General features: G+C 54.2%; 13 protein-coding genes and 1 pseudogene. 8 read left to right on the plus strand and 6 right to left on the minus strand.

The features are described 5' to 3' along the window. From HY868_11540 to HY868_11560, 5 genes are all read left to right on the plus strand, one after another. Positions 1–169: molybdopterin-dependent oxidoreductase (locus HY868_11540; protein MBI5302763.1), on the plus strand; the 169-nt coding region annotated here is incomplete at its 5' end. Positions 170–388: 219 nt separating this feature from the next. Beyond that, entirely contained in the window at positions 389–2,095 is a 1,707-nt protein-coding gene (locus HY868_11545; GenBank protein ID MBI5302764.1) for a DUF1566 domain-containing protein, read from the plus strand. 38 nt (positions 2,096–2,133) lie between these two features. Then, positions 2,134–3,495 carry a DUF1566 domain-containing protein gene (locus HY868_11550; GenBank protein MBI5302765.1) on the plus strand — a complete coding sequence of 454 codons (1,362 nt, stop codon included), beginning with the start codon at positions 2,134–2,136 and terminating at the stop codon, positions 3,493–3,495. Between the two features lie 49 nt (positions 3,496–3,544). Then, positions 3,545–4,228, plus strand: a complete 684-nt coding sequence (locus HY868_11555) for a response regulator transcription factor (protein MBI5302766.1) — start codon at positions 3,545–3,547, stop codon at positions 4,226–4,228. A 2-nt stretch (positions 4,229–4,230) separates the two neighbouring features. Continuing rightward, positions 4,231–5,664, plus strand: a complete 1,434-nt coding sequence (locus HY868_11560) for a HAMP domain-containing protein (protein ID MBI5302767.1) — start codon at positions 4,231–4,233, stop codon at positions 5,662–5,664. Positions 5,665–5,921: 257 nt separating this feature from the next. On the opposite strand, the gene HY868_11565 is transcribed toward HY868_11560, so the two are convergent. From HY868_11565 to HY868_11590, 6 genes and pseudogenes are all read right to left on the minus strand, one after another. Then, complete coding sequence (locus HY868_11565) at positions 5,922–6,632, minus strand: hypothetical protein (protein MBI5302768.1); 711 nt, start codon at positions 6,630–6,632, stop codon at positions 5,922–5,924. A gap of 140 nt (positions 6,633–6,772) precedes the next feature. Further along, positions 6,773–7,050, minus strand: a pseudogene (locus HY868_11570) (DUF4242 domain-containing protein). A gap of 78 nt (positions 7,051–7,128) precedes the next feature. Beyond that, entirely contained in the window at positions 7,129–9,591 is a 2,463-nt protein-coding gene (locus HY868_11575; protein ID MBI5302769.1) for a tetratricopeptide repeat protein, read from the minus strand. A gap of 401 nt (positions 9,592–9,992) precedes the next feature. Next, positions 9,993–10,373, minus strand: coding sequence for a cupin domain-containing protein (locus HY868_11580; GenBank protein MBI5302770.1), 381 nt, complete (start codon positions 10,371–10,373; stop codon positions 9,993–9,995). A 348-nt stretch (positions 10,374–10,721) separates the two neighbouring features. Then, complete coding sequence (locus tag HY868_11585; protein MBI5302771.1) at positions 10,722–11,204, minus strand: hypothetical protein; 483 nt, start codon at positions 11,202–11,204, stop codon at positions 10,722–10,724. Between the two features lie 204 nt (positions 11,205–11,408). Then, positions 11,409–14,294 (minus strand): tetratricopeptide repeat protein, encoded by a 2,886-nt coding sequence (locus HY868_11590; GenBank protein MBI5302772.1) that lies wholly within the window; start codon positions 14,292–14,294, stop codon positions 11,409–11,411. A gap of 531 nt (positions 14,295–14,825) precedes the next feature. Between HY868_11590 and HY868_11595 the strand changes: the two genes are divergently transcribed. From HY868_11595 to HY868_11605, 3 genes are all read left to right on the plus strand, one after another. Next, positions 14,826–18,311 (plus strand): PAS domain S-box protein, encoded by a 3,486-nt coding sequence (locus HY868_11595; GenBank protein MBI5302773.1) that lies wholly within the window; start codon positions 14,826–14,828, stop codon positions 18,309–18,311. Next, a complete protein-coding gene (locus HY868_11600) occupies positions 18,283–18,924 on the plus strand; it encodes a response regulator transcription factor (protein ID MBI5302774.1) in 642 nt (213 codons plus the stop codon). Before HY868_11595 ends, HY868_11600 begins: the two co-directional genes overlap by 29 nt. 856 nt (positions 18,925–19,780) lie before the next feature. Beyond that, positions 19,781–21,331, plus strand: a complete 1,551-nt coding sequence (locus HY868_11605; GenBank protein ID MBI5302775.1) for a S8 family peptidase — start codon at positions 19,781–19,783, stop codon at positions 21,329–21,331. The last annotated feature ends 37 nt before the right edge of the window (positions 21,332–21,368 follow it).

The raw sequence follows: 21,368 nt of genomic DNA on the forward strand, positions 1-21,368 counted from the left end.
ACCGGATCATGGCTATCCATTGCGCTTGTTCGTGCCGCATTTATATTTTTGGAAATCGGCGAAATGGCTGCGCGGCATCGAGTTCATGGCTAACGACCGACCTGGGTTTTGGGAAGGGTACGGTTATCACATGCGCGGTGACCCGTGGACGGAGGAAAGATTCTCGTAACCCGATAATATCCGTCTTGGGCGATCCGATTTGGACCACTGATGAATGCGGACGAAGCAATCCTTCGTCCGCATTGTTGTTTGCGCCAACCTAAACAGAATCCCAAACACTTCTTAACAGAATCTGAACATCCTCCTGCTATCCTGCAAACAATCAATCGTAGCGCAAGCCACGGCGTTGCCCAGGCAACGATGAGAAAACTACTCAAGGAGGTTTCCAATGAAAAACAATTCACGGTTCATCAGTCGGCAAGTGGTAATCCTGCTCCTGACGCTGACGCTAATTGCCTGCTCGTCCACGACGACGAGCGCGCAAACTACTTCATCCGGCGCGAATCCATCCGTCGCGCCGGCAACCACCACGCCGAGTTATCCCATTGCGGACACGGGGCAGACGCACTGCTACAACAACACCGGGCAAATCGTTTGCCCGCAAACTGGCGCGGCGTTCTTCGGACAGGACGCGCAGTACAGCGGCAACGCGCCGCGTTACCAGGACAATGGCGATGGCACGATCACCGATCTCACTACCGGGTTGATGTGGCAAAAAAGTCCGGGGAACAAGGTCTCGTTTGCGAATGCCATTGCTGGCGCGAAATCGCTCAACCTGGGTGGTTATACAGATTGGCGCGTGCCGACTATCAAGGAACTTTACTCCCTCATTGATTTCAACGGCACGGATCCTAACGTGAGTAGCAGCGACACCCAAGGTCTGACGCCGTTCATCAACACCCGGTATTTCGATTTCCAGTACGGCAACACCAGCGCGGGCGAACGGATTATCGACGCGCAGTACTGGTCGAGCACCCAGTATGCGGCGCCGTCACGCGATGGCAAAACCTTCGGCGTCAATTTTGCGGATGGTCGTATCAAAGGATATGCGGGATCGTTTATGAACCAGTTCGTGCGCTATGTGCGCGGCAATCCGAGTTACGGTGTGAACAGTTTCGTCGCCAATGGCAACGGCACGATCACCGACCAAGCGACCGGGTTGATGTGGTCGCAAGCGGATAGCGGCAAGGGGATGAACTGGGAAGCGGCACTCGCGTGGGTTCAGCAAAAGAACGCCGAAGAATATCTGGGTCATAGCGATTGGCGCCTGCCGAATGCGAAGGAATTGCAAAGCATCGTCGATTACACGCGCTCACCCGATACCACCAACTCTGCCGCCATTGATCCGGTTTTCAGCGCGACCGCGATTACGAACGAACTTGGCAACACCGATTATCCCTTTTACTGGACAAGCACAACCCACGCCTCTTCGAATGGTTCGGGTGCGGCGGCGGTTTACCTCGCGTTTGGCAGAGCGATGGGTTATATGAACAATGCGTGGGTGGACATTCACGGTGCAGGCGCGCAACGTAGTGATCCCAAGAATGGTAATCCGGCGAACTATGCCACAGGGCGCGGTCCCCAGGGTGACGCGATCCATATCAACAACTATGTGCGCTTGGTGCGCGGCGGCAACGTTGCGTTTACGACGAACACGGCTGGCGTGACTGCGACGCCATCGGCACCCACCGGACAACAACCTGGGCAAGGTCAACCGCCGATGCCCGGTCAAGGACAACAACCCGGACAAATTCAACCACCGATGCCCAACCAGGGACAGCAACCCAGGCAAGGTCAACCGCCCGCCAATCAAAACGCATCGGCGCGTAATCGCACCGGCGGCAAAGTGACGGCGGTGAACGGGAACATCATCTCGGTTGAAAATCTCGAAGGCAAAGCGACGATCGTTACGAATGCCAGCACGCAATTCACCGCGAACGGACAGACGAGCAAATTGGCAGACGTGACCGCCGGAAAATTTATCGAGGTCGTTGGACAAAAGCAAGCCGATGGAACCTGGGTCGCCATACAAGTGGTGATTAGTGATCGTCCACCCATGCCGCCCGGACAAGGGCAACCATCAACCAATCGGTGATTGTGGTGTTACCCTGTGATTCGACATTGGAGGAAAACATGAAACATCATCTGCGATACTGTTTTAACCAAGTGACGCCTCTGTTCCTGGGATTGATCTTTTGGGCAAGCATATTCTCGCCGACGCGCCCCCCAATCATTTCGGCAGAGCATCACACACACGCTGCGGCGACGAGTTATCCCATCGTAGATACCGGGCAAGACAAGTGTTACAACGCCTCAAGTGAAATCACCTGCCCTTCAGCAAGCGCGGCGTTTTACGGACAGGATGCGCAGTTCGCCGGGACACAACCGAGCTATACGCTCAGCGGCGACGGGTTGACGACGCTCGATAACCGCACGGGGCTGACTTGGCAGCGCAGCCCGGATACCGATGGCAATGGGTCGCTCACCTACGCGGACAAACTGCTGTATTCCCAAGCCCTGACGCGGCCAGCCACGATGAACGCCGCCAACTACGGCGGCTACAACGACTGGCGTTTGCCCACGCTCAAAGAACTTTATTCGCTGATCTTGTTCAGCGGCGCCGAGGCATCGGAAAGCAGCAGTGTCGGCGCCATCCCGTTCATCAATACCAATTACTTTGGATTCGCCTACGGCTTTACGGGCTCCGGCGAGCGCGTCCTTGATGCCCAATGGGCAACTACCACACTGTATGTCGCCAACCCGAACCAGATGTTCGGAGTGAATTTTGCCGATGGTCGCATCAAGGGGTATCCGGATACCGATGCCATCGGCAAAAAGTTCTTTGTGCTCTGTGTGCGCGGCAACACCAGTTACGGCGCCAATAATTTCGTCAACAACGGCGACGGCACCATCACAGATCAAGCCACCGGCCTGATGTGGGCGCAAGCCGACAGCGGCACCGGTCTGAACTGGTCCAACGCGCTCGCGTGGGTGCAAACGCAAAACGCCGCGAATTATCTCGGTCACAACGATTGGCGGCTGCCCAATCCCAAGGAACTGCACAGTATCGTGGACTATACGCGCTCGCCCAACACGACCGGTTCTGCCACGATTGATCCGCTTTTCACCGTCACGGCGATCACCAACGAAGCCGGCCAGACCGACTATCCCTACTACTGGGCAGGGACCACTCTTCTGAACGCGAGAGGCACAGCCGAGAGAGGCGTTTATATCTCGTTCGGTCGAACGCTGGGCTACATCAACGGATCGTGGACTGACATTCACGGTGCCGGCGCCCAGCGCGCCGAATTCAAGGATGGCAACCCCGGCGATTATCCGTATGGCTTGGGTCCTCAAGGGGATGCGGTTCGCATCAATAACTATGTCCGCTTAGTTCGAGATGGAAATCTGACGCCAACTCCGACTGTCACGCCAACCGCGACCGTAACCGCGACGGCGACCCACCGGCTTTATCTGCCGCTGGTCAGTCGGTGAATGGCAATATGTTGTGATATAATCATGCCCATCAATCACGAAAGGCGCTATGGCAAAAACGATTCTCGTCGTGGACGATAAGGCAAGCGCGCGCACGCTGGTGCGTGACTATCTCACTGCGGAAAATTTTCGCGTGGTGACCGCCAACAACGGGCGCGATGCGCTTTTTGTCGCGCGCGCGGAAAAGCCCGATCTCATTCTGCTCGACATCATGATGCCAGAGATGAGCGGATATGAATTTCTTCAGGCGTACCGCAAAGAGCGCAACACGCCGGTCATCCTGCTGACCGCGAAAGTCGAAGAGTCGGATAAGGTGCTGGGTCTGGAACTCGGCGCGGACGATTATGTGACCAAGCCGTTTAGCATGCGCGAACTTACCGCGCGCATTCGCGCGGTGTTGCGTCGCCTGAGCCAAGAGCCGCCGACTCAAGTTCTGCGTGTTGCCGGAATCGTACTGGACCCGAACGAACATACGGTGAAGGTGCACGAACGCTCCGTGCGTCTTACGCCATCTGAGTTTGAATTGCTGGCGACATTAATGTCCGCGCCGGGGCAGGTCTTTTCGCGCGCGGCATTGCTCGAACGCTTGCAAGGCATCGCCTTCGAAAGTATCGAGCGCACGGTGGATGTGCACATTCGCAACTTGCGCACGAAGATCGAACCCCAGCCAAGCGAGCCGCGTTATATCGAAACAGTGTTCGGCGTCGGCTATCGTTTTCGGGCAGAGGAATAATAATGCGCTCACTCGCGACGAAATTGTTGCTTGCGTTTCTCGCCGTCAGTTTGATCGGCGTAGCGTTGGCGTCGGTCTTGGCGCGCTGGACCACGGTGCAGGAATTTGATCGCTTGGTGCTGGAGCGAGCGCACAACAACTTTCTGGACGAGGTCACGACCTACTATCAAACGCATGGATCGTGGAGCGGCGTGAGCGAATATTTTCGACAAAAATTCCAATCGTCCCAACCACTCCCTAGACCGGGCGACCCCGGCAATGTGCGACCGCCGCCGCAAATTCAAGCCGGCGCGCCGCGACTGCCGCCCGTTCCATTTATTCTGATCGATCGGAGCGGTTATGTGGTTCATGCGTTGCCGCCCTATCGTCTGGGCGATTACGTTCCAGCCGAGCAATTGGCTCAAGGCACGCCGGTCAAAATTGGCAGCCAGGTTGTCGGGACGATGCTGGCAACCGGCAGCGCGCCACCGATGAGCGAACAAGAACAGCAGTATCTCGACCGGACAAATCAGGCATTGCTCGTGTCAGCACTCGGCGCGGCGACGCTAGCATTGCTCTTGAGCATCGTTCTCGCGCGCACGCTGACCCAGCCGATGCGCGAATTGACCGGCGCGATTCGAGCGATGGCACAGGGCAAACTGGGAATAGCAGTCGCCGTACACTCGCGTGACGAGATTGGCGAATTGACGACTGCGTTCAATCAGATGAGCGCAGACCTCGCGCGCGCCAATCAATTGCGCCGCCAAATGACCGCCGACATCGCACACGATTTGCGAACGCCGCTCAACGTCATCGGCGGATACATCGAATCGTTGAGCGATGGCGTGCTCGAACCCAACTCCGCGCGCTTTGCTGTGATGCACCAAGAAGTCCAGCAGCTTCAGCACCTGGTTGAAGATTTGCGGACCTTGTCGCTTGCCGACGCGGGCGAATTGAAATTGGATCGTCAGCGTATTGCCCCGCAGACCTTGTTGGAGCGAGCGGCATCCGCATTCAAACATCAAGCGGCACAAAAGCAAATCACGCTGCACGTGGAAACGGAACCTGGGTTGCCGGAAATCGCGGTGGACGAGACTCGGATGGCGCAAGTGCTGGGAAACTTGGTGAGCAATGCGTTGCGGTACACGCCGGAAGGTGGGCGCATCACTTTGTCGGCGAAACGTAAAGCCGCGCAAGTGATCTTGTCGGTTGATGACAATGGCGCCGGAATAGATGCTGCTGTGCTGCCGCATATCTTTGAACGATTCTATCGCGCGGATCCATCACGCCAAGGCAATGCGGAATCCGGGCTGGGCTTGGCGATTGCGAAATCATTTGTGGAAGCGCACGGCGGCGCACTCACAGCGACCAGCGAAGGGATTGGCAGAGGCAGTACAGTTTCATTCAGTTTGCCGGCAGAACCCGCAGCAAACCAAATCCGCGGCGGCATCACCTAAAGCGGAGAAACATTCCGAGCGTCGCGACGAATTCCATCGGATCACAACCACTCCATACGCGGAGGCGCGGGGACCCCACGAAAGAAGAGCGTTTTTCATAGAAGAACCCGGACGATTTTTGATCGTTTTTCGCAAACCCTGCAAGGAAGAACTGTTGGATACCAAATATATGATAGCTAAATGCGGTCGAGTTTTCAATCTCGACCGCATTTTTACTCTTTGAAATAGCGCTTGTCACGTTATCTTGGACTGCAATCCTAATCATCCATAATGTTCTGATGGGCAAGGATGCAGTAAAGTTTCCAAAATCGTGTGTACGACTCGTTCGTATCTGCGGCGAGTTGTTGGTTTGCGGCTAGACGATATTTTTCACCCACTGCGTCGTTTTGAAATATCGTCAGCGCTACTGCACTTTTTAACTCAAACTCTTTTGCATATGCAACCGCTTCGGATGAGAGACACATTGCCATGTCTATTTTTGTCGGAATGCGCCCGGCTCGATAATCTCGCAAATGCGTTACTTCGTGGACCAGTGTGCTGAGAAACGCCACCTGTCTTGCTTGAGTCGTTTGAACTATCGGGTCACTGGATGTGGCTGACTGCTCAAAGTGATCGTCAAACGTAATAATGCCCTGACCGTGTTCGTCACAGCATTTGGAATTGGCGACTTCCCAACCTTTTTCGTCGGTCTGACCGATGGAGATGATAAATGGTTTTGCGTCATCCACGTACACGTACCATTCGGGTAAATGATCGTGCAGGAATTGCAGACTGTCGCGCAGGTAGCGTGTATCGGCATTCGAAGCCGAATTGGCAAAAGTGATTCCGCTGAGTAAATCCGGTCGCGCGGGCGGAAATGCCAGAGCGGCAAATGCCGTTGCGTCAACATTGAGCGACGCAACAGTAACGAACAATATGAGGATGCTCACGCACAATGTGATTGAGCGACGAGCTGGGATTGCTTTCATCAGATTCTCCTTTTGGCGAAATGAATTTTTAGCGAATCATTGCTGCCATTAAACCACATCTGGGGATGCAGAAACACGTGGAAAGCACGCAATCGCAATGAAACGAGTACGGGGATCTTGCAATACAAGCCCGCAGAATCCTACGGGCTTGTGTCTCTCCGGCTTGAGCAAGAATACGCGCGATGAACTAAACTACCTTCTTTCACCTCAATGATTTCATCTGCGACAAGCCCGCGCGCTTCGCGATCTACGGCAATGGCAGTTTCTTTGCTCGGCGCTTGCACGATGCAGAATACTTTGCCCGTCCTTTCATCGAACCAATACTTGAGGTACTGGACGCAATATTTGTCTCGCGTTTCAAGATCGCGGGGGTGCCATTGACCGCATCGGCGGTTAGACCTTCAACGTGTACGGGGATTTTCGAGCAAGTATCAAACGCAAACAAAAAGCCCGGCTCAGTTAGCCGGGCGCATTCTTATTCGATTGTCCGAAACATTCAATCCGGTTTCTCATCACGGCGAAGCAGCCCCTTTTGCGCTGCCCACGCCGCAATTTGCGTGCGCGCACTGAATCCGAGTTTGTTGAGAATGTTGCCAACGTATCCCTCGATGGTTCGCTCACTCAATACGAACGTCTCCGCCATTTCGCGATTCGATTTGCCTTGCGCGATCAGCGCGGCGACCTCGCGTTCGCGCACAGTCAGTCCGCCGAATTTTTCCTTCGCGGCTTGGCGTGGTGAAAGCGCGGAGGCAGGCGCATCAGGCGCATCGGGGATTTTTATTTCGGTGAGCGCATACTCGATGGCTTGACCTAACGACAGGGCGCGTCCTTCTGACCAGGTTGAGGCGAGTATGGTGTTATCGAGTTGCTGTTGAATAATCGAAAGGGCGCGCTCATAGTTCGCGCGCCAGGTCTTCGGCAAGGGAACACCGATTCGTTCTCGCGCCACTTCGGCCGCCCCTAAAAGGATTGCCGCGTTCACAAATTGGCTACTTGCTGCAGCGACGCCGGCGAGACCCTCCAGACATTTGATCGCATTCCGCTTGTCTCCCTGATCGCGAAAAATTGCTAGTCCTTCTGAATAGTGTGTGTGCGCGCGTACCAAGTCCCCTTGATTCAATGCAACTGCGCCGAGGTCGTGCAGACAACGCGGAATCCCGAATTGTTCATCTAGTTCCTGGCGCATCTTGAGACTGGTCTCCAACATCGCTTCTGCACCTGGGTCTCCTTGTGCGAACGCTGTCGCGCCAATATCGTTGAGTGAAGTTGCAATGGCTCTTTTGTCTTCCAGTGCGCGACGCAATGCTAAGGACTCATCCATTGATGCCCGTGCCGACGCATAGTCACCTTGCTCGCGCAATACTATTCCCCGGATGTTAAGGGCTTGCGCTAGAGTGTGTTTTTCTCCTTGCGGCGTCAACAGTGCCAATGCCTTATCTATCAGTGAATTCGCCAAAGCGGAGTTCCCATGATTGAGCGCCGCAAAGCTCAGGGGAACTAACGCCCGTGCGGCGCCGGTATCATCGCCTAACTCCTGACATAGCGCGATGCTTTCTTGCAAGAGTGAATCGCCGGTGACGTAATCGTTTTGGAGCACAGCTAACCAGCCGACATGGAAAAGTACTTGCGCGCAAATCAATTTTGTGCTCGGATCCATTTCGGCGGATGAAGCGAGAAAAAGGGTGGCGAGTGCGCGTCCCTCGCTAAAATAACCGCGGGCTTCCCAGAACTGTCCCAACGCACAAACCAAACACAATCCTTTGTCGGTTGCCTTGAACTCCACCGCCGCACGCAGAGCCAATCGCAGATTGCCGTACTCACTGTCCAATCGTCGGAGCCATTTCAACGGATCAGGACCAACCAGATTGGGCTCTGCCTCTTCTGCCAAATGGAGAAAAAAATCAAGGTGGCGATTATAGGTTCCTTCGACTTTGCCGGTTTCATTCAATTTCTCCCACGCATACTGCCGAATCGTCTCCAACATCCGATAACGTGTTGCCCCGTCGCGTGTTTCGGCGATGACGAGCGACTTGTCCACCAAGCGCGATAACAAGTCCAGAACATCGGACACGTCCGCGCAAATTGCTTCCGCCGCTTCGGGCGTCCACCCACCGGCAAACACAGACAGGCGATTCAATGTGATTCGTTCTTCGTCCGACAACAACGCATAACTCCAATCCATCGTTGCGCGCAACGTCTGTTGACGCGTCGGCGCGGTGCGATTGCCGGTCGTCAGCAAACGAAAACGGTCATCGAGCCGCGCAGCAATCTGTTCGACGGAAAGCGTCTTGACACGTGTGGCGGCGAGTTCAATTGCCAATGGCATTCCATCGAGCCGAAAACAAATTTGCGCGATGGCATTCGCATTGTCGGAAGTGGCGGCAAAGGTTTGCTCGATTGAACTTGCGCGATCCACAAACAGACAGGCAGAATCGGAGGTTAGTAATGTTTCCGGCGTTGTCGTTGTCATGGGGTCAGGGATTTGCAGTGGTGGAATACGCCAAGTCGTTTCGCCAGCGACATTCAACGCTTCGCGACTGGTCGCGAGAATGGACAGGCGCGGACATGCTTGCAAAAGTTCTTCGACGAGGTGCGCGGACTCCATGATCAGATGCTCGCAATTATCAAGGACGAGCAGGAATTGCTGAGGACGCAGAAAGTTCGCGAGAGATTGGCTGAGGGATTGGTTTGCCGATTCGCGCACATCAAGGACATGCGCCACGGCTTGCGGCACGAGCGCAGGATCATTCAGCGGAGCAAATTCAACCAATGCTACGCCGTGTTCAAATGAATCGGCAAGACGCGTTGCCACTTCTAGGGCGAGCCGTGTCTTGCCGCATCCGCCCGAACCGGTGAGCGTGAGCAGGCGCGTTTGTTCGCTCAACCGAATTACTTCGGCGATTTCTTTTTCGCGCCCGATAAACCGAGTTAAAGGGATGGGTAAGTTATCAAGGGACATGCATCGCCCTCCCTGAGTTTACGAATCACAGTCCAGGTTGCAGCGAATCTTACATGCCACCGCTCGACTTGTCAACCAGTGTTTTAACAGACTTGTTCTAGTTCATCGAAACGACGATACTCTCAGGGTGATACAAATGGAGAAAGATACAATCCGAGAAATGTGATGAATTTAAGTGGATCAAAACCACTCCATACGCGAAAGCAGGGTAATCCATTTTTGGAGGAGTGATTTTCATAGGAAAACGCGGATGATTTGAGATGGCTTTTTCCCAATCCATGCACACAAGAACCGTCACGATAAAATCCAATCACGTAATGAAAGACGGACGAGGGATGGTGACCTCGTCCGTTTTTGTGTTTCATCATTCGTTGCGAACTGGATGCTCAGAGCAAAGGCGGTTATTGCTTCCGTGGATCATCCGCCGAGTTGACGTAGGTGATGCCCCACGGTCCCGTCCCGTTGAGTTGTACGATGGTTTCCTCTTTGGTCCACACAAAGTGATTCGTCTTGGGCTGCATGATGATGATGCTTCCAGCACCCAAGGCATTCGTCTTTTGAGCGTCGAGCATATCCCCCATGCCAATGTTAAAAGTGCCGGACAGCACAGTCACGCGTTCGACGGCTGGATGCCAATGCGCGGGAAGCTTATAGTCCGCCGGGAGTTTGATGCGAACGGTAAACGGCACCGCTTCGGTCAAGGGTCCTTCGATGACGGCAATTTGTGCGCCCTTGGGCAACGACGGTACATCCGCCCACTTTAAATCATTCGGCATGACCATGAGGTGCGCAGGCAAGTTCGATGCCGCTGGCGCGCTCGGTGGCAGAACTGCCGCCGGCGGTGGACTAGTCGGCGGGGGTGGGACCGGCGTTGGCGTTGGCGCGGGCGCGCACGCTGCGAGTAGTGCGCTCGCCATAATGAGCAAGGCACACACGATTGAGAAACGTTTCGTAAGCATGTCTCCCTCCTTCGGAGAATGTGACGACCAATCATCAGTCGTCCTGGGTATTTGACGCGACAACTCGCATCGTTCGTTTGTATTTATTCACACGGTTTGGATGATATGTGATTGGCAGGTTCCCCCTTTCGGTCATGACGATGATCGTTCCCTCATGATCCGCCTACGCGCCTAATAGCAGGAAATCTGTGAGTTCCAATCTGCGAACAGTCCGTTGGGATTATCTCGCCACGCCCAAACACGCAGAGCATAGTAATCACCACGGCTTTGGAATTCGCGTCCGAACAAGACCGGCGGCGTGAGTCGGTTTCCATTCCCCGCGCCAGCATACACCCGGTATTCCACGCCAACGAGTCGCAGTGTCCCATTGTCCTGCGGTTCATAAAAGAGCGACTCTGGGTGACGCGCATCCACTACTCCATCGCTCACCAGGTTGATGTTCGAATACTGAATGCCTATCGCGCCTTCGCGCGGGTTGCTGATACATTCGGCGGTGGTCGCGTATCCTTCCGCGAGTGCGGTCTCAAGCCCGTTCAAGCTCGCCGTTGCCTGGTATATGTCCGCGAGACATTCGGCGCTGGCGATGGCAGCCGTCGCAATCAACAGGACGGACGCAATCACAAGACTTTTCGTGAGCAGATATTTAGTTTTCATCGTGATTTTCCTCCTTCAGGATTTCTTGCATGGATATTACCAAGCCATCGTTAAATAATCGCCAAATCCGCGCATGACTTTTTCGGCGAAATAAAAAAGACCTGCACGACGCAGGTCTCAGTAGGGGCGAGGAATTTTTTCGCATCTAGATTCCACTTTACTCATGCGAAGCGTGCGAAAAAAATGCTTCGCCCCTACCCAGGTTTATTCTATTTGCAGCGCGTATTCGATGGTTTGCTCAAAACTCATCGCGCGCCCTTCGTTCCACGCGGCGACGAAGGTTGCTTCATCGAGTTGTCCACGCACACTCGCCACTTGCGCGTCATACCCGAGACGGTGTTTGGATAAATGAGGCGTGGCAATAGATTCCCGCAATGCTTCCACTGCTCCGAATAACCGCGCCGCGCGGATTGGGTTGCCTTGCAAAGTGGCGAGCGGCGCCCAACCTGCTTCCAGAGACCCACAGAGCGACCATTTATCGCGCATCTCGAACAAGAATGTGGTTGATTCGGTGAGAAAAGCAATGGCTGCCTCTACATCACCTTGCTTGCGTGCAATCATACCCAGATACGATAAAGTCCGCGCGACCCAATGCCCATCGCCAACTTCTCGAAACAACGCCAGTGCCTTTGCATACATTTCATTGGCATCTGCATAATCCTCTTCAGCTAGAGCATGAAAGGCAAGCTGGTGGTACACGTGCGCCATGCCCCACTTGTCTCCAATCTCACGACGCAGTGCTAGACTTTCTTCTAACAACGATTTCGCCTTGTCCCACCGTTCGTTGAACGCTGGCGGTAGCGCACAGTAAAACAGTAGCTTGCCAATATTGGACTTGTCTCCCAATTCGCGATACAGCGCCAGACTTTTCTCTGACGCCAATTCTGCGCGCGAATGGTCTCCTTGCATCCAAGCGAGTAAGCCGTATCCTTTCCATGCGACTGCCTGTGCTGGTTTCGATGCACTTGTGCCGCGCGCGAGGAGACGTTCGCACCACCGCCTCCCCTCTGCCGCATAGCCGCGAAATGCGCAATACCAATGCCAACTCCCAGCGAGTGTCAGCCCGGTGTCAACATCGCTATTATCCATCGCCCATTGGAGCGCGGCGCGGATGTTATCAAGTTCGGCATCCAAGCGGCGATACCAAAGCATTTGCTCGCGTCCCCGAAGTTTGGGTTCCGCTTCTTCGACATACTTGGCAAAAAATTCCAGATGCCGATTTCGCACGAGCACAGATTGATTAGACGCATCCAGCTTTTCACGCGTGTACTGTCGAATCGTTTCCAACATCCGATAACGTGTTTCGCCGTTAACCTCCCCGGCGAGCACGAGCGATTTATTTACCAAATGCGACAACAAGTCCAGTATGCTAGTATTGGGTATCCAGTTTTCAGCAGGCGAATGTCTTTCACTGATCACTGCATACTGATCACTGCATACTGATTCCGCCGCTTCCAATGTCCATCCGCCCGCAAACACCGACAATCTTTGCAACAATATTCGCTCCGCGTCCGAGAGCAAATCGTAACTCCAATCGATCGTCGCGCGCAGAGTTTGTTGACGCGCCAGCGCCGCCCGGCTTCCCATCGTCAATAAATTGAAACGATCATCCAGCCGCGCGGCAATTTGTTCCACGGATAAAACTTTCACGCGCACCGCCGCGAGTTCGATGGCGAGCGGAATGCCGTCCAGCCGCGCACACATCCGCGCGACGGAGGGCGCGTTGCCATTCAACCTCCACTGGGGCACAACCGCCATCGCGCGTTGAACGAAAAGCTGAATCACATCATATTGCATCAATTGCTCTAACGAAGGGAACTGCTCAACATCGGGAACAGCAAACGAGGGGACGCGCCACGCCACTTCGCCGGTGATGCCGAGTGATTCCCGGCTGGTCGCGAAAATTTTCAACTCGATACACGCGCTCAGTAATTTGTCGGCAAGTCCGGCGCACGCGGTAATGAGATGCTCGCAATTGTCGAGCACCAAAAGCAAATGCTTGTCGCGTATTACATTAACAAGTGTTTCCTGGAGCGATTGATTCGCCGCTTCACGCACGCCAAGCGATTGTGCTATCGCCTGCGGGACATGCGATGCATCAGATAACGGCGCGAGGTCTACCCACCACACCCCTTGTCGAAATGACTCGACTAATTCGCCCGCGACCTCAATCGCGAGGCGCGTTTTGCCACACCCGCCCGAACCCGTGAGTGTCACCAGGCGATGTTGCGTGAGCAAATGCTTCACCTCGGAGATTTCTTTTTCGCGTCCGATGAAACTCGTCAGAGGATGCGGCAGATTAGTGAGCAGTGCTTCGCGCGACTTGCTCCCGAATAAATCTTGTTCGATCCGATTACGCAGCGCAATCGTCTCTTGCGACGGTTCGACGCCGAGTTCATCGCGCAACTTTTTCGCACACTCGTCGTACTGCTTGAGCGCGCCGATGCGGTCGCCGGTGGCGACGAGACAAAAGATAATATGCTGGTACGCTTTCTCGTTGGCGGAATCCGTCGCTAAAATTTTTTGCGCGAATTCAATTGCCCGCGTGTATTCACTCTTGGCACGACGATGTTGTGTGAGTTGTAACAGTGCGTCAATGTAGATCGCGCGGAGTCTTTCTCGTTCGGGCAGAATCCAATCATCGTAGAACTCGGCGAGCAGGTCGCCGCGATACAAATCAATTTCAGATTGCAGATTTTCGATTGTAGATTGTGACGATCCCAAATCTGCAATCTGAAATCTAAAATCTGAAATCTCTCGCGCGTCTACCCAAATCGAAAAATCCGGATTGAGTTGCACAGTCTCGCGATCGGCAAGCACAACATCATCGCCGAGTGATTGACGAACTGAAGAGAGCGCGGTGCGCAACGAACGCCGCGCGAGTTCGTCGGTGGAATCGCCCCAGAGGAGCGCGGCGAGTTTTTCGCGCGCGTGTGGTTCGGGATGCAGGACGAGGTATGCGAGCAGGGACTCGACTTTGCGCGTGGGAAGGTGGATCGTTTGCGTATCGCGTTCGACGCGAAACGAGCCGAAAAGATACAAGCGCAATGGAATCCGGTCCGATTGGGTCGCGGCAGATATAGGAGTCATAGCGCTCCACCTAGTTCACCAAAACATAGAGGCGACCACGCAGAGATGTCCCTAGTTTACGTCATTTTTCTTTGGATGTCCAACACTATTAGCATAAGAAATATCCCCGGTGTCCTGACGAATTCCATCGGAATACAACCATTCCATACGCGTATTCGAGGAGATCCGTGGCAGAGCAAGCGATTTTCGTGGAAACTTCAAGAACTGGCTGACAGGCGTTTCGTGAGTGGGCGACGCACTGCGAATGCCCCGGCGCTTGGATCTCCCTGGATGAAAACGACAAGATTCTTGCGCGCTTCCTGGGTTACTTCATCGCGACACTCCAAAAGTTTGAACCATCAATTGGACACAATACCACCTGTATGGGCACTTGATTCGATCATCCCTGCATCCACCGTAACACATTCCGCATATTTCCACAGACCCCGTGAGATTCTCACGGGGTCTGTCCATTCTTGAATGCTACACATCAAGATGATATAATTGAGTCAATTGGACTAATTCGTGAACGATTGCCGAGGAGTCAATTCAATGATGCCTTTAATCAAACACTGGCTAATGCCGCCGGTATTTCCTGACAATGAAAACAAGACACTTGGCGCAAGTTTGCTCAACTATGCTTTGCTAACCACTGCCACACTCGCGTTGATCATTCTGGTCGGCAATGTGCTTGGCGGCAGAACACCGATCGCCATCATCGGAGCGGATGTGGCTACCCTACTCGCGTGCCTGATCCTGCGGAGTTGGATGCATCGGGGTCAAGTCCGTTGGGCAAGCGCGGTGCTGATCGGAATGGACCTGATTGGCACAACCGTTTTCATCGCCATGCTGGGCACCATTCGGACACCCACGACGGCTTTTTTCCTGCTCATCGTCGTTGGGGGTGGTTTGCTGTTCGATGTCCGCGGCATTTTCATTACCGCGATCCTTAGTTCGTTGGCAGTCCTCGGCTTGATCGTGGCGCAAAATGCCGGAGTCTTGCCCCAACCCGATTATACGGTAACGATCACACAGTGGTTCACGTACACGGCGCTGTTCGCTTTTTCAGGCGGCTTGACTTGGATGGCGCTTGGCGCGACGCGCCACGCTCTCCAACACGCCGATGGGGAACTGACGAAACGCGAGCACGCCGTGGAAGCATTGCGTAAAAGCGAAGAACGTTTTCGCGAGGCAATCGAATTCTTGCCGATTCCCATTGGGATCGCGGATCAACACGGTATTATCCTTCACTATAACCAACGATTTACCGAGCAGTATGGCTACGCTATTGAAGACATTCCCACCATCGCCGATTGGATGACACGCGCATATCCTGATCCGGATTACCGCGCCCAGGTGCTAACTCAATGGACGGAGATCGCCAATCTCGTGCGCGATGGCGCCACGACGCCGCCACGCGAGTTTAGAGTTACCTGTAAAGACGGCAGCCAGCGCGATGCCGAAATCATGGTGCGCCAGATTGGCGACGTGCTCGTAGCCGCGTTCCACGATGTGACTGAACGCAAACGCGTGGAAGACCAACTCCGCTTTTCCATGCAATACGCGCGCGCGATCATTGACTCGTCGGTAGATATGATTGTCACCGTTGATAAAGAGCGCCGGATTGTCGAGTTTAACCGCGCCGCCCAGGAAACTTTCGGATATGCGCGCGAGCAAGTCCTGGGTCAACACATCAGTATGCTCTATGCGGATTCCCAGGAAGGACAGACGGTTCATCAGACTGCCTTTGCGGAAGGACGCTTGACCCGAGAAATTCGGAATAAACGCAAAAACGGCGACGTGTTCCCTAGTCTCTTGTCCGCCGCCGTGATGCGCAACGACCTGGGCGAAATGATCGGCGTGGTCGGCGTCTCGCGTGATATCACCGAAAGCAAGCGCGCGGATGAAGAGATCAAACATTTGAACGCGGATCTGGAAAGACGCGTCATTGAACGAACGGCGCAATTACAGGAAACGGCTGGATTACTCCAAACGATTTTCGATGCCGCCACCGACGGCGTTTCGGTTACGGACATGAACGGAAAATTTATCGCCGTAAACAACTCGGTTGTTCGTTTGCACGGCTTTGAAAAAAAGCAAGACCTGCTTGGACGCCCGGCGACCGAAGCCATTGCCGCCGCGTATCGCAATCAGGTCGTCCGCGAGTTCGCGGAAATCTTCCAAACAGGTCAAGGCAAGATCACGGAACTGGAATTGGTTCGACGAGACGGCAGTACCTTCGACGCAGAATTGAGCGTCGCGTTATTTCGAAACGCGCAGGGTAAACCGGCTGGGCTGGTCGGCATCACCCGAGATATCACACATCGCAAGGAAGCCGAGCAAGCGTTGCAACGCTTTGCGGATGAACAAACGACGCTGTATAACACTGCGCTGAAATTGAACGCGCATTTGGAACCGGAGGAATTGCTCAAGGTGATCACCGAGCAAGCCGTCACACTGTTGAATGCGTCGGGCGGCGCGATCTTCCTCTACGATGCAGATCACAACTACTTGCGTTGTGCGATGGGCACCGGCTCCGCCACCAAGTCCGTGGGCAGGACCCTGGAAGTTGGGGAAGGACTCGCCGGGCAGGTATTCGTCCTGGGCTTTCCTAAAGTGGCAGATGGTTTTACGCTCTGGGATCATCGCGCGCCAATTGCCGAGAACGATGCGCGGATCAAGTCCGCCTTGGCGGTTCCGCTAACGAGTTCGACGCGGACGCTGGGTGTTCTGACGGTCAATCGAGACGCGCGGGTTGACTCTTTCGACCGGCGCGACATGCGGCTGGCTGAACTGCTTGCGGCGCAGGTCTCTATCGCGATCGAGAACGCGCGGCTTTACCAATCCGAGCGCGAACAGCGCGAAATGGCGCAAGCCCTGAGTGAGATCGGCGCAGTCTTGTCCGCCACACTCAATTCTGAAACCGTGCTCGATGGAATCTTGGATCAAATTGCTCGGGTGGTTCCCCATGACGCAACGAACATCATGCTGATCGAAGATGGCGCGGCGCGCATTGTGCGTATGCGCGGCTATGAACAATTTGGCGCGATCAAACCGTCGCAGTTGGAATTCGATTTAGATCAAGGTTCGTTCTTCAAAGAGATGCTGCAAACCGGGCATCCCGCGATCGTGGCTGATACCCATACCTTGCCGAATTGGACTGGTCTATCCGAAATGCCGTGGGCGCGCGCCACGGCGAGCGCGCCGATCCGCGTGCGCGATGAAACACTGGGTTTTTTGAATGTGGATAGCGCGACCCTTGATTTTTTTACGCCGACGAAGGTCGAGCGTCTGCAAGCATTGGCGAACCAAGCCGCGATGGCGCTGGAGAATGCGCGCTTGTACGAACGGGAGCGTGTGACTGCGGAGCGGATGCGCGCACTGTCGCATCACTTGGTCGAGGCGCAAGAGACGGAACGCGCGCGGATTGCACGCGAACTGCATGACGAGATCGGGCAATCTCTCACCGCGCAAATCGTAGACTTGCATTTCCTCGAACGCAACGCGCAGGATTCGCAAATTGTTGCCGCGCGTGTGGCTGACTTGAAAGAAACGACCAATCGAGTCTTGGAGGATTTGCATCGCCTGACGGTCAACCTACGCCCGGTGGCGCTGGATCATCTGGGTCTCGTCGCCGCCTTGCGCCAACTGACCCAGGTTTTTCAACGGCAACACGCCGAGGTCGAAATGCAATTCCATGTGACTGGCGCCGGATGGGAAAACCTGCCGGACGAGATTGAAATCGCTTTGTACCGCATTGTCCAAGAAGCCCTGAACAATGTAGCACAGCATGCCCACGCCAATCGCGCAGAGGTCTTTCTCGCGCGTCGGGGGGATGACATCGTTACGATTGTGTGGGATAATGGGGCTGGGTTTGACCCGCGCATTGCATTTCGCAGTGGACGACTTGGATTGACCGGGATGCGGGAGCGCGCAGAAATGCTAGGGGGGAAAATGTGGATCGAGAGCAATCCTGGCGAAGGCACGACCGTTCACATGGAGGTTCCCTATGTCCATTCGGATTTTGATCGCGGATGATCATGCTGTTGTGCGTGCCGGTTTACGCGCTCTGCTTAGCGCAGAGCCAGAGTTTATCGTTGTCGGGGAGGCGGAAGACGGGAATGCCGCGCTGCAATTAGCGCAAGACCTACAACCCGACGTGCTGATTCTCGATATCAGTATGCCGCAGTTGAATGGGATCCAAGCAACCCAAGCCATCAAAACAAAACGACCCCAGACGCATGTCTTGATCCTCACCTTACACGAGGATGAGATTCTTTTGCGCCAAGCTTTCGACAGCGGCGCATCCGGTTATATCGTCAAGCGGGCGGTCGAATCCGAACTGGTCAGTGCGATCCATGCCGTGATGGCTGGCAATATCTACGTGCATCCAACGATGACGCGCGTCTTGCTGGGGAGTGTCCCATCGGTTGCCAAATCAGAACAAAAATCACTGGACCAACTCACCCCGCGTGAAATCGAGGTCTTGAAACTGATCGCGCAAGGATTCACCAATCGTCAGATAGCCAAACAGTTGTATCTCAGCGTCCGGACGGTAGAAGCACATCGGGCAAACTTGACCGACAAACTTGGGCTATCGAGTCCGATCCAAATTGTTCGCTTTGCAATGGAACACGGTTTGATCGAATAACGGTTCAAATCCCCGAATCCAATTGGGTTCCCTGTGTCCTCTATGGCAAGAAGGGAAATCTGACCTTGCCAAACTATTGACCCGACTTACCCACAGTTCAATCTTGAGTTTGCACTGTGGGTAAGTATTTGTACGTACCCGACATTGGGACAAATACGCTTGGCAAAAGACCTGTTTAATAGTACTGTGATACTAAAACCCGGAACTGTAGTTTCGCGTAAATTCTCAACCGTTATGAAACAGTATCCGACTAAGGAGGATGCGATGCTGAAATCAGGTCTATGCTCGATCAATCGGGGCAAAGGGTTCGCCGTCCTTATTTTGATGGCACTGCTTGCAGTGACGCTGATCTCGCTTTGGGCGATGTCGCATGGCATTATGCCAAGTCAGGTTGGTGTGAATTGGGGAAGTATAAAATCCCCGGCGTGTCCACCTGGTCAAGTGAATTGCGGCGAAACGGCAGTTGAATGGGGAAGTAAGAAATCCCCGGCGTGCCAACGTTCTAATGTGAACTGTGACAATGAGGCAACCGATTGGGAAAGTATCGAAGCCCCAACGTGCCCGCTTGACAATCCGAATTGTAACAGCAAAAAAGTGGCAGAGGGACCATCGGTGTACCCTCTGGAGGACCGAATCGCCCCAATAAAACTAAGCGTGGATTGGGGCAGTTGAAGCCGATTGCGGTAATCCATCACCAAAACCCTAGTGTTTCGCTCGAAAATCTCGCGTAGGCGTTATTGCGAAGAGCGCGGTTTGCGACGAAGCAATCCCCAAGCTGAGTGGGGATTGCTTCGCTTCACCAGCAAAGACATAACTCGCAGTGGTTCAGAGCAAAATACCATAGGAGGGTTAAGCCATGCAAAGGATAATCAAACGGTCATCATTGAACTGGGGCAAAGAATTGTGCCTGTTCGTTTTGTTGGCACTCGTTATAGTTCTCATGCCAGCGGTTCCATCGTTCGCTGCACCTGCCAGAATGTCGCCCGTTCTAGCGCGATTCGCGACAGAGCGACCCGATGCGATGATTGGCGTCATCGTGCAAAAGTCCGCCAAGGATAACAGCATCGAAGAATTCGTCGCAAAATTGGGCGGGACGGTCATGAAAGACCTTTGGATCATCAACGCGTTTGCGGCAGAGGTACCGGCAAGCTCGGTACCAGAACTCGCCAAGGCGGCAGGGGTCAAGTGGATCTCGCTTGACGCGCCAACTGTTCAAACGGTTTGCACACCACCCTGTATTGACACGTCGAAACTGAAAAGTAATTACCCTCAAGCGGTAAATGCAACGAAGGTTTGGAATCTGAAGGGGCAATACCTGCAAGGGCAGGGCATCGCCGTAGCGGTTGTGGACAGCGGTATCAATGTATCCCATCCGGACCTTTTGAATGTGCAGGGCACAAGTCGCGTCGTCGCGTCGGTAAAAGTCAATAGCAAGACTGCGAATACGGACGACTATTTTGGGCACGGCACTCACGTTGCCGGCATTATCGGCGGCAACGGCAAAGTATCTGGTGGAGCGTACATCGGTGTTGCGCCGCAAGTCAATCTAGTCAACGTCAAGATCAGCGACGATCAAGGAAATGCAAGCGAATCCGATTTAGTGGCGGGCTTGCAGTGGGTCTACCAGAATCACGATAAATACAATATCCGCGTGGTCAATCTTTCCATCAATAGCTCGGTCAACGAGTCCTATCACACTAACCCGATTGACGCCGCCTGCGAGGTTTTGTGGTTTAATAAGATCGTGGTTGTGGTCGCCTCGGGCAATGCGGGTTGGAACGCGCTCTACCCACCGGCAAACGATCCCTTTGTAATTACCGTGGGAGCAACGAATGACTGGGGCACAGTAAGCCGGGACGATGATACTTGGGCTTTGTATTCCACTTTTGGTAAAACTAACGACGGTTTTGCAAAGCCCGATTTAGTCGCGCCGGGAAATCAGGTCATCAGTCTCCTCCCTCGATCAAATGCCGTATTGGCAACAGCACATCCCGATCATTTGGTCAGTGGGTTTACTGGTTCGGAGCGCTATTTCCGGATGTCAGGTACGTCAATGTCTGCGCCGATCGTGGCGGGAGGCGCCGCTCTACTGCTCCAGTCCAACCCGAATCTGACACCTGATCAGGTTAAGTACCGCTTGACAGCGACAGCGTTTGCTCTCCGCTCCACCATGCTTGCCGGAAGTGGCGAGCTTGATATCTACGCCGCGGTCACCAGCAAGAAAACCCAGAGTGCAAACACCGGCATGGCGATCAGCAAAATGCTAACGCCCGGCGCAAATTCGGCGCAATGGACCAGTCTTAACTGGGATTCGCTGAACTGGGATTCGCTGAACTGGGACTCACTCAATTGGGATAGTCTCAACTGGGACTCGTTGAACTGGGATAGTATTTACTGGGGCAACTAGGAACTTGCGCCGTTACATTGTAAAGTGGCAAGGTAGA

Source organism: Chloroflexota bacterium (assembly GCA_016219275.1).
Taxonomy (GTDB): domain Bacteria; phylum Chloroflexota; class Anaerolineae; order UBA4142; family UBA4142; genus JACRBM01.

Bases quoted from the DNA above. Each gene is read 5' to 3' on its own strand.
- HY868_11595 (MBI5302773.1), top strand. From the start codon at position 14,826: ATGATGCCTTTAATCAAACACTGGCTAATGCCGCCGGTATTTCCTGAC.
- HY868_11555 (MBI5302766.1), top strand. From the start codon at position 3,545: ATGGCAAAAACGATTCTCGTCGTGGACGATAAGGCAAGCGCGCGCACG.
- HY868_11590 (MBI5302772.1), bottom strand. From the start codon at position 14,294: ATGACTCCTATATCTGCCGCGACCCAATCGGACCGGATTCCATTGCGC.
- HY868_11545 (MBI5302764.1), top strand. From the start codon at position 389: ATGAAAAACAATTCACGGTTCATCAGTCGGCAAGTGGTAATCCTGCTC.
- HY868_11575 (MBI5302769.1), bottom strand. From the start codon at position 9,591: ATGTCCCTTGATAACTTACCCATCCCTTTAACTCGGTTTATCGGGCGC.
- HY868_11560 (MBI5302767.1), top strand. From the start codon at position 4,231: ATGCGCTCACTCGCGACGAAATTGTTGCTTGCGTTTCTCGCCGTCAGT.
- HY868_11600 (MBI5302774.1), top strand. From the start codon at position 18,283: ATGTCCATTCGGATTTTGATCGCGGATGATCATGCTGTTGTGCGTGCC.
- HY868_11565 (MBI5302768.1), bottom strand. From the start codon at position 6,632: ATGAAAGCAATCCCAGCTCGTCGCTCAATCACATTGTGCGTGAGCATC.
- HY868_11585 (MBI5302771.1), bottom strand. From the start codon at position 11,204: ATGAAAACTAAATATCTGCTCACGAAAAGTCTTGTGATTGCGTCCGTC.
- HY868_11550 (MBI5302765.1), top strand. From the start codon at position 2,134: ATGAAACATCATCTGCGATACTGTTTTAACCAAGTGACGCCTCTGTTC.
- HY868_11580 (MBI5302770.1), bottom strand. From the start codon at position 10,373: ATGGTCATGCCGAATGATTTAAAGTGGGCGGATGTACCGTCGTTGCCC.
- HY868_11605 (MBI5302775.1), top strand. From the start codon at position 19,781: ATGCAAAGGATAATCAAACGGTCATCATTGAACTGGGGCAAAGAATTG.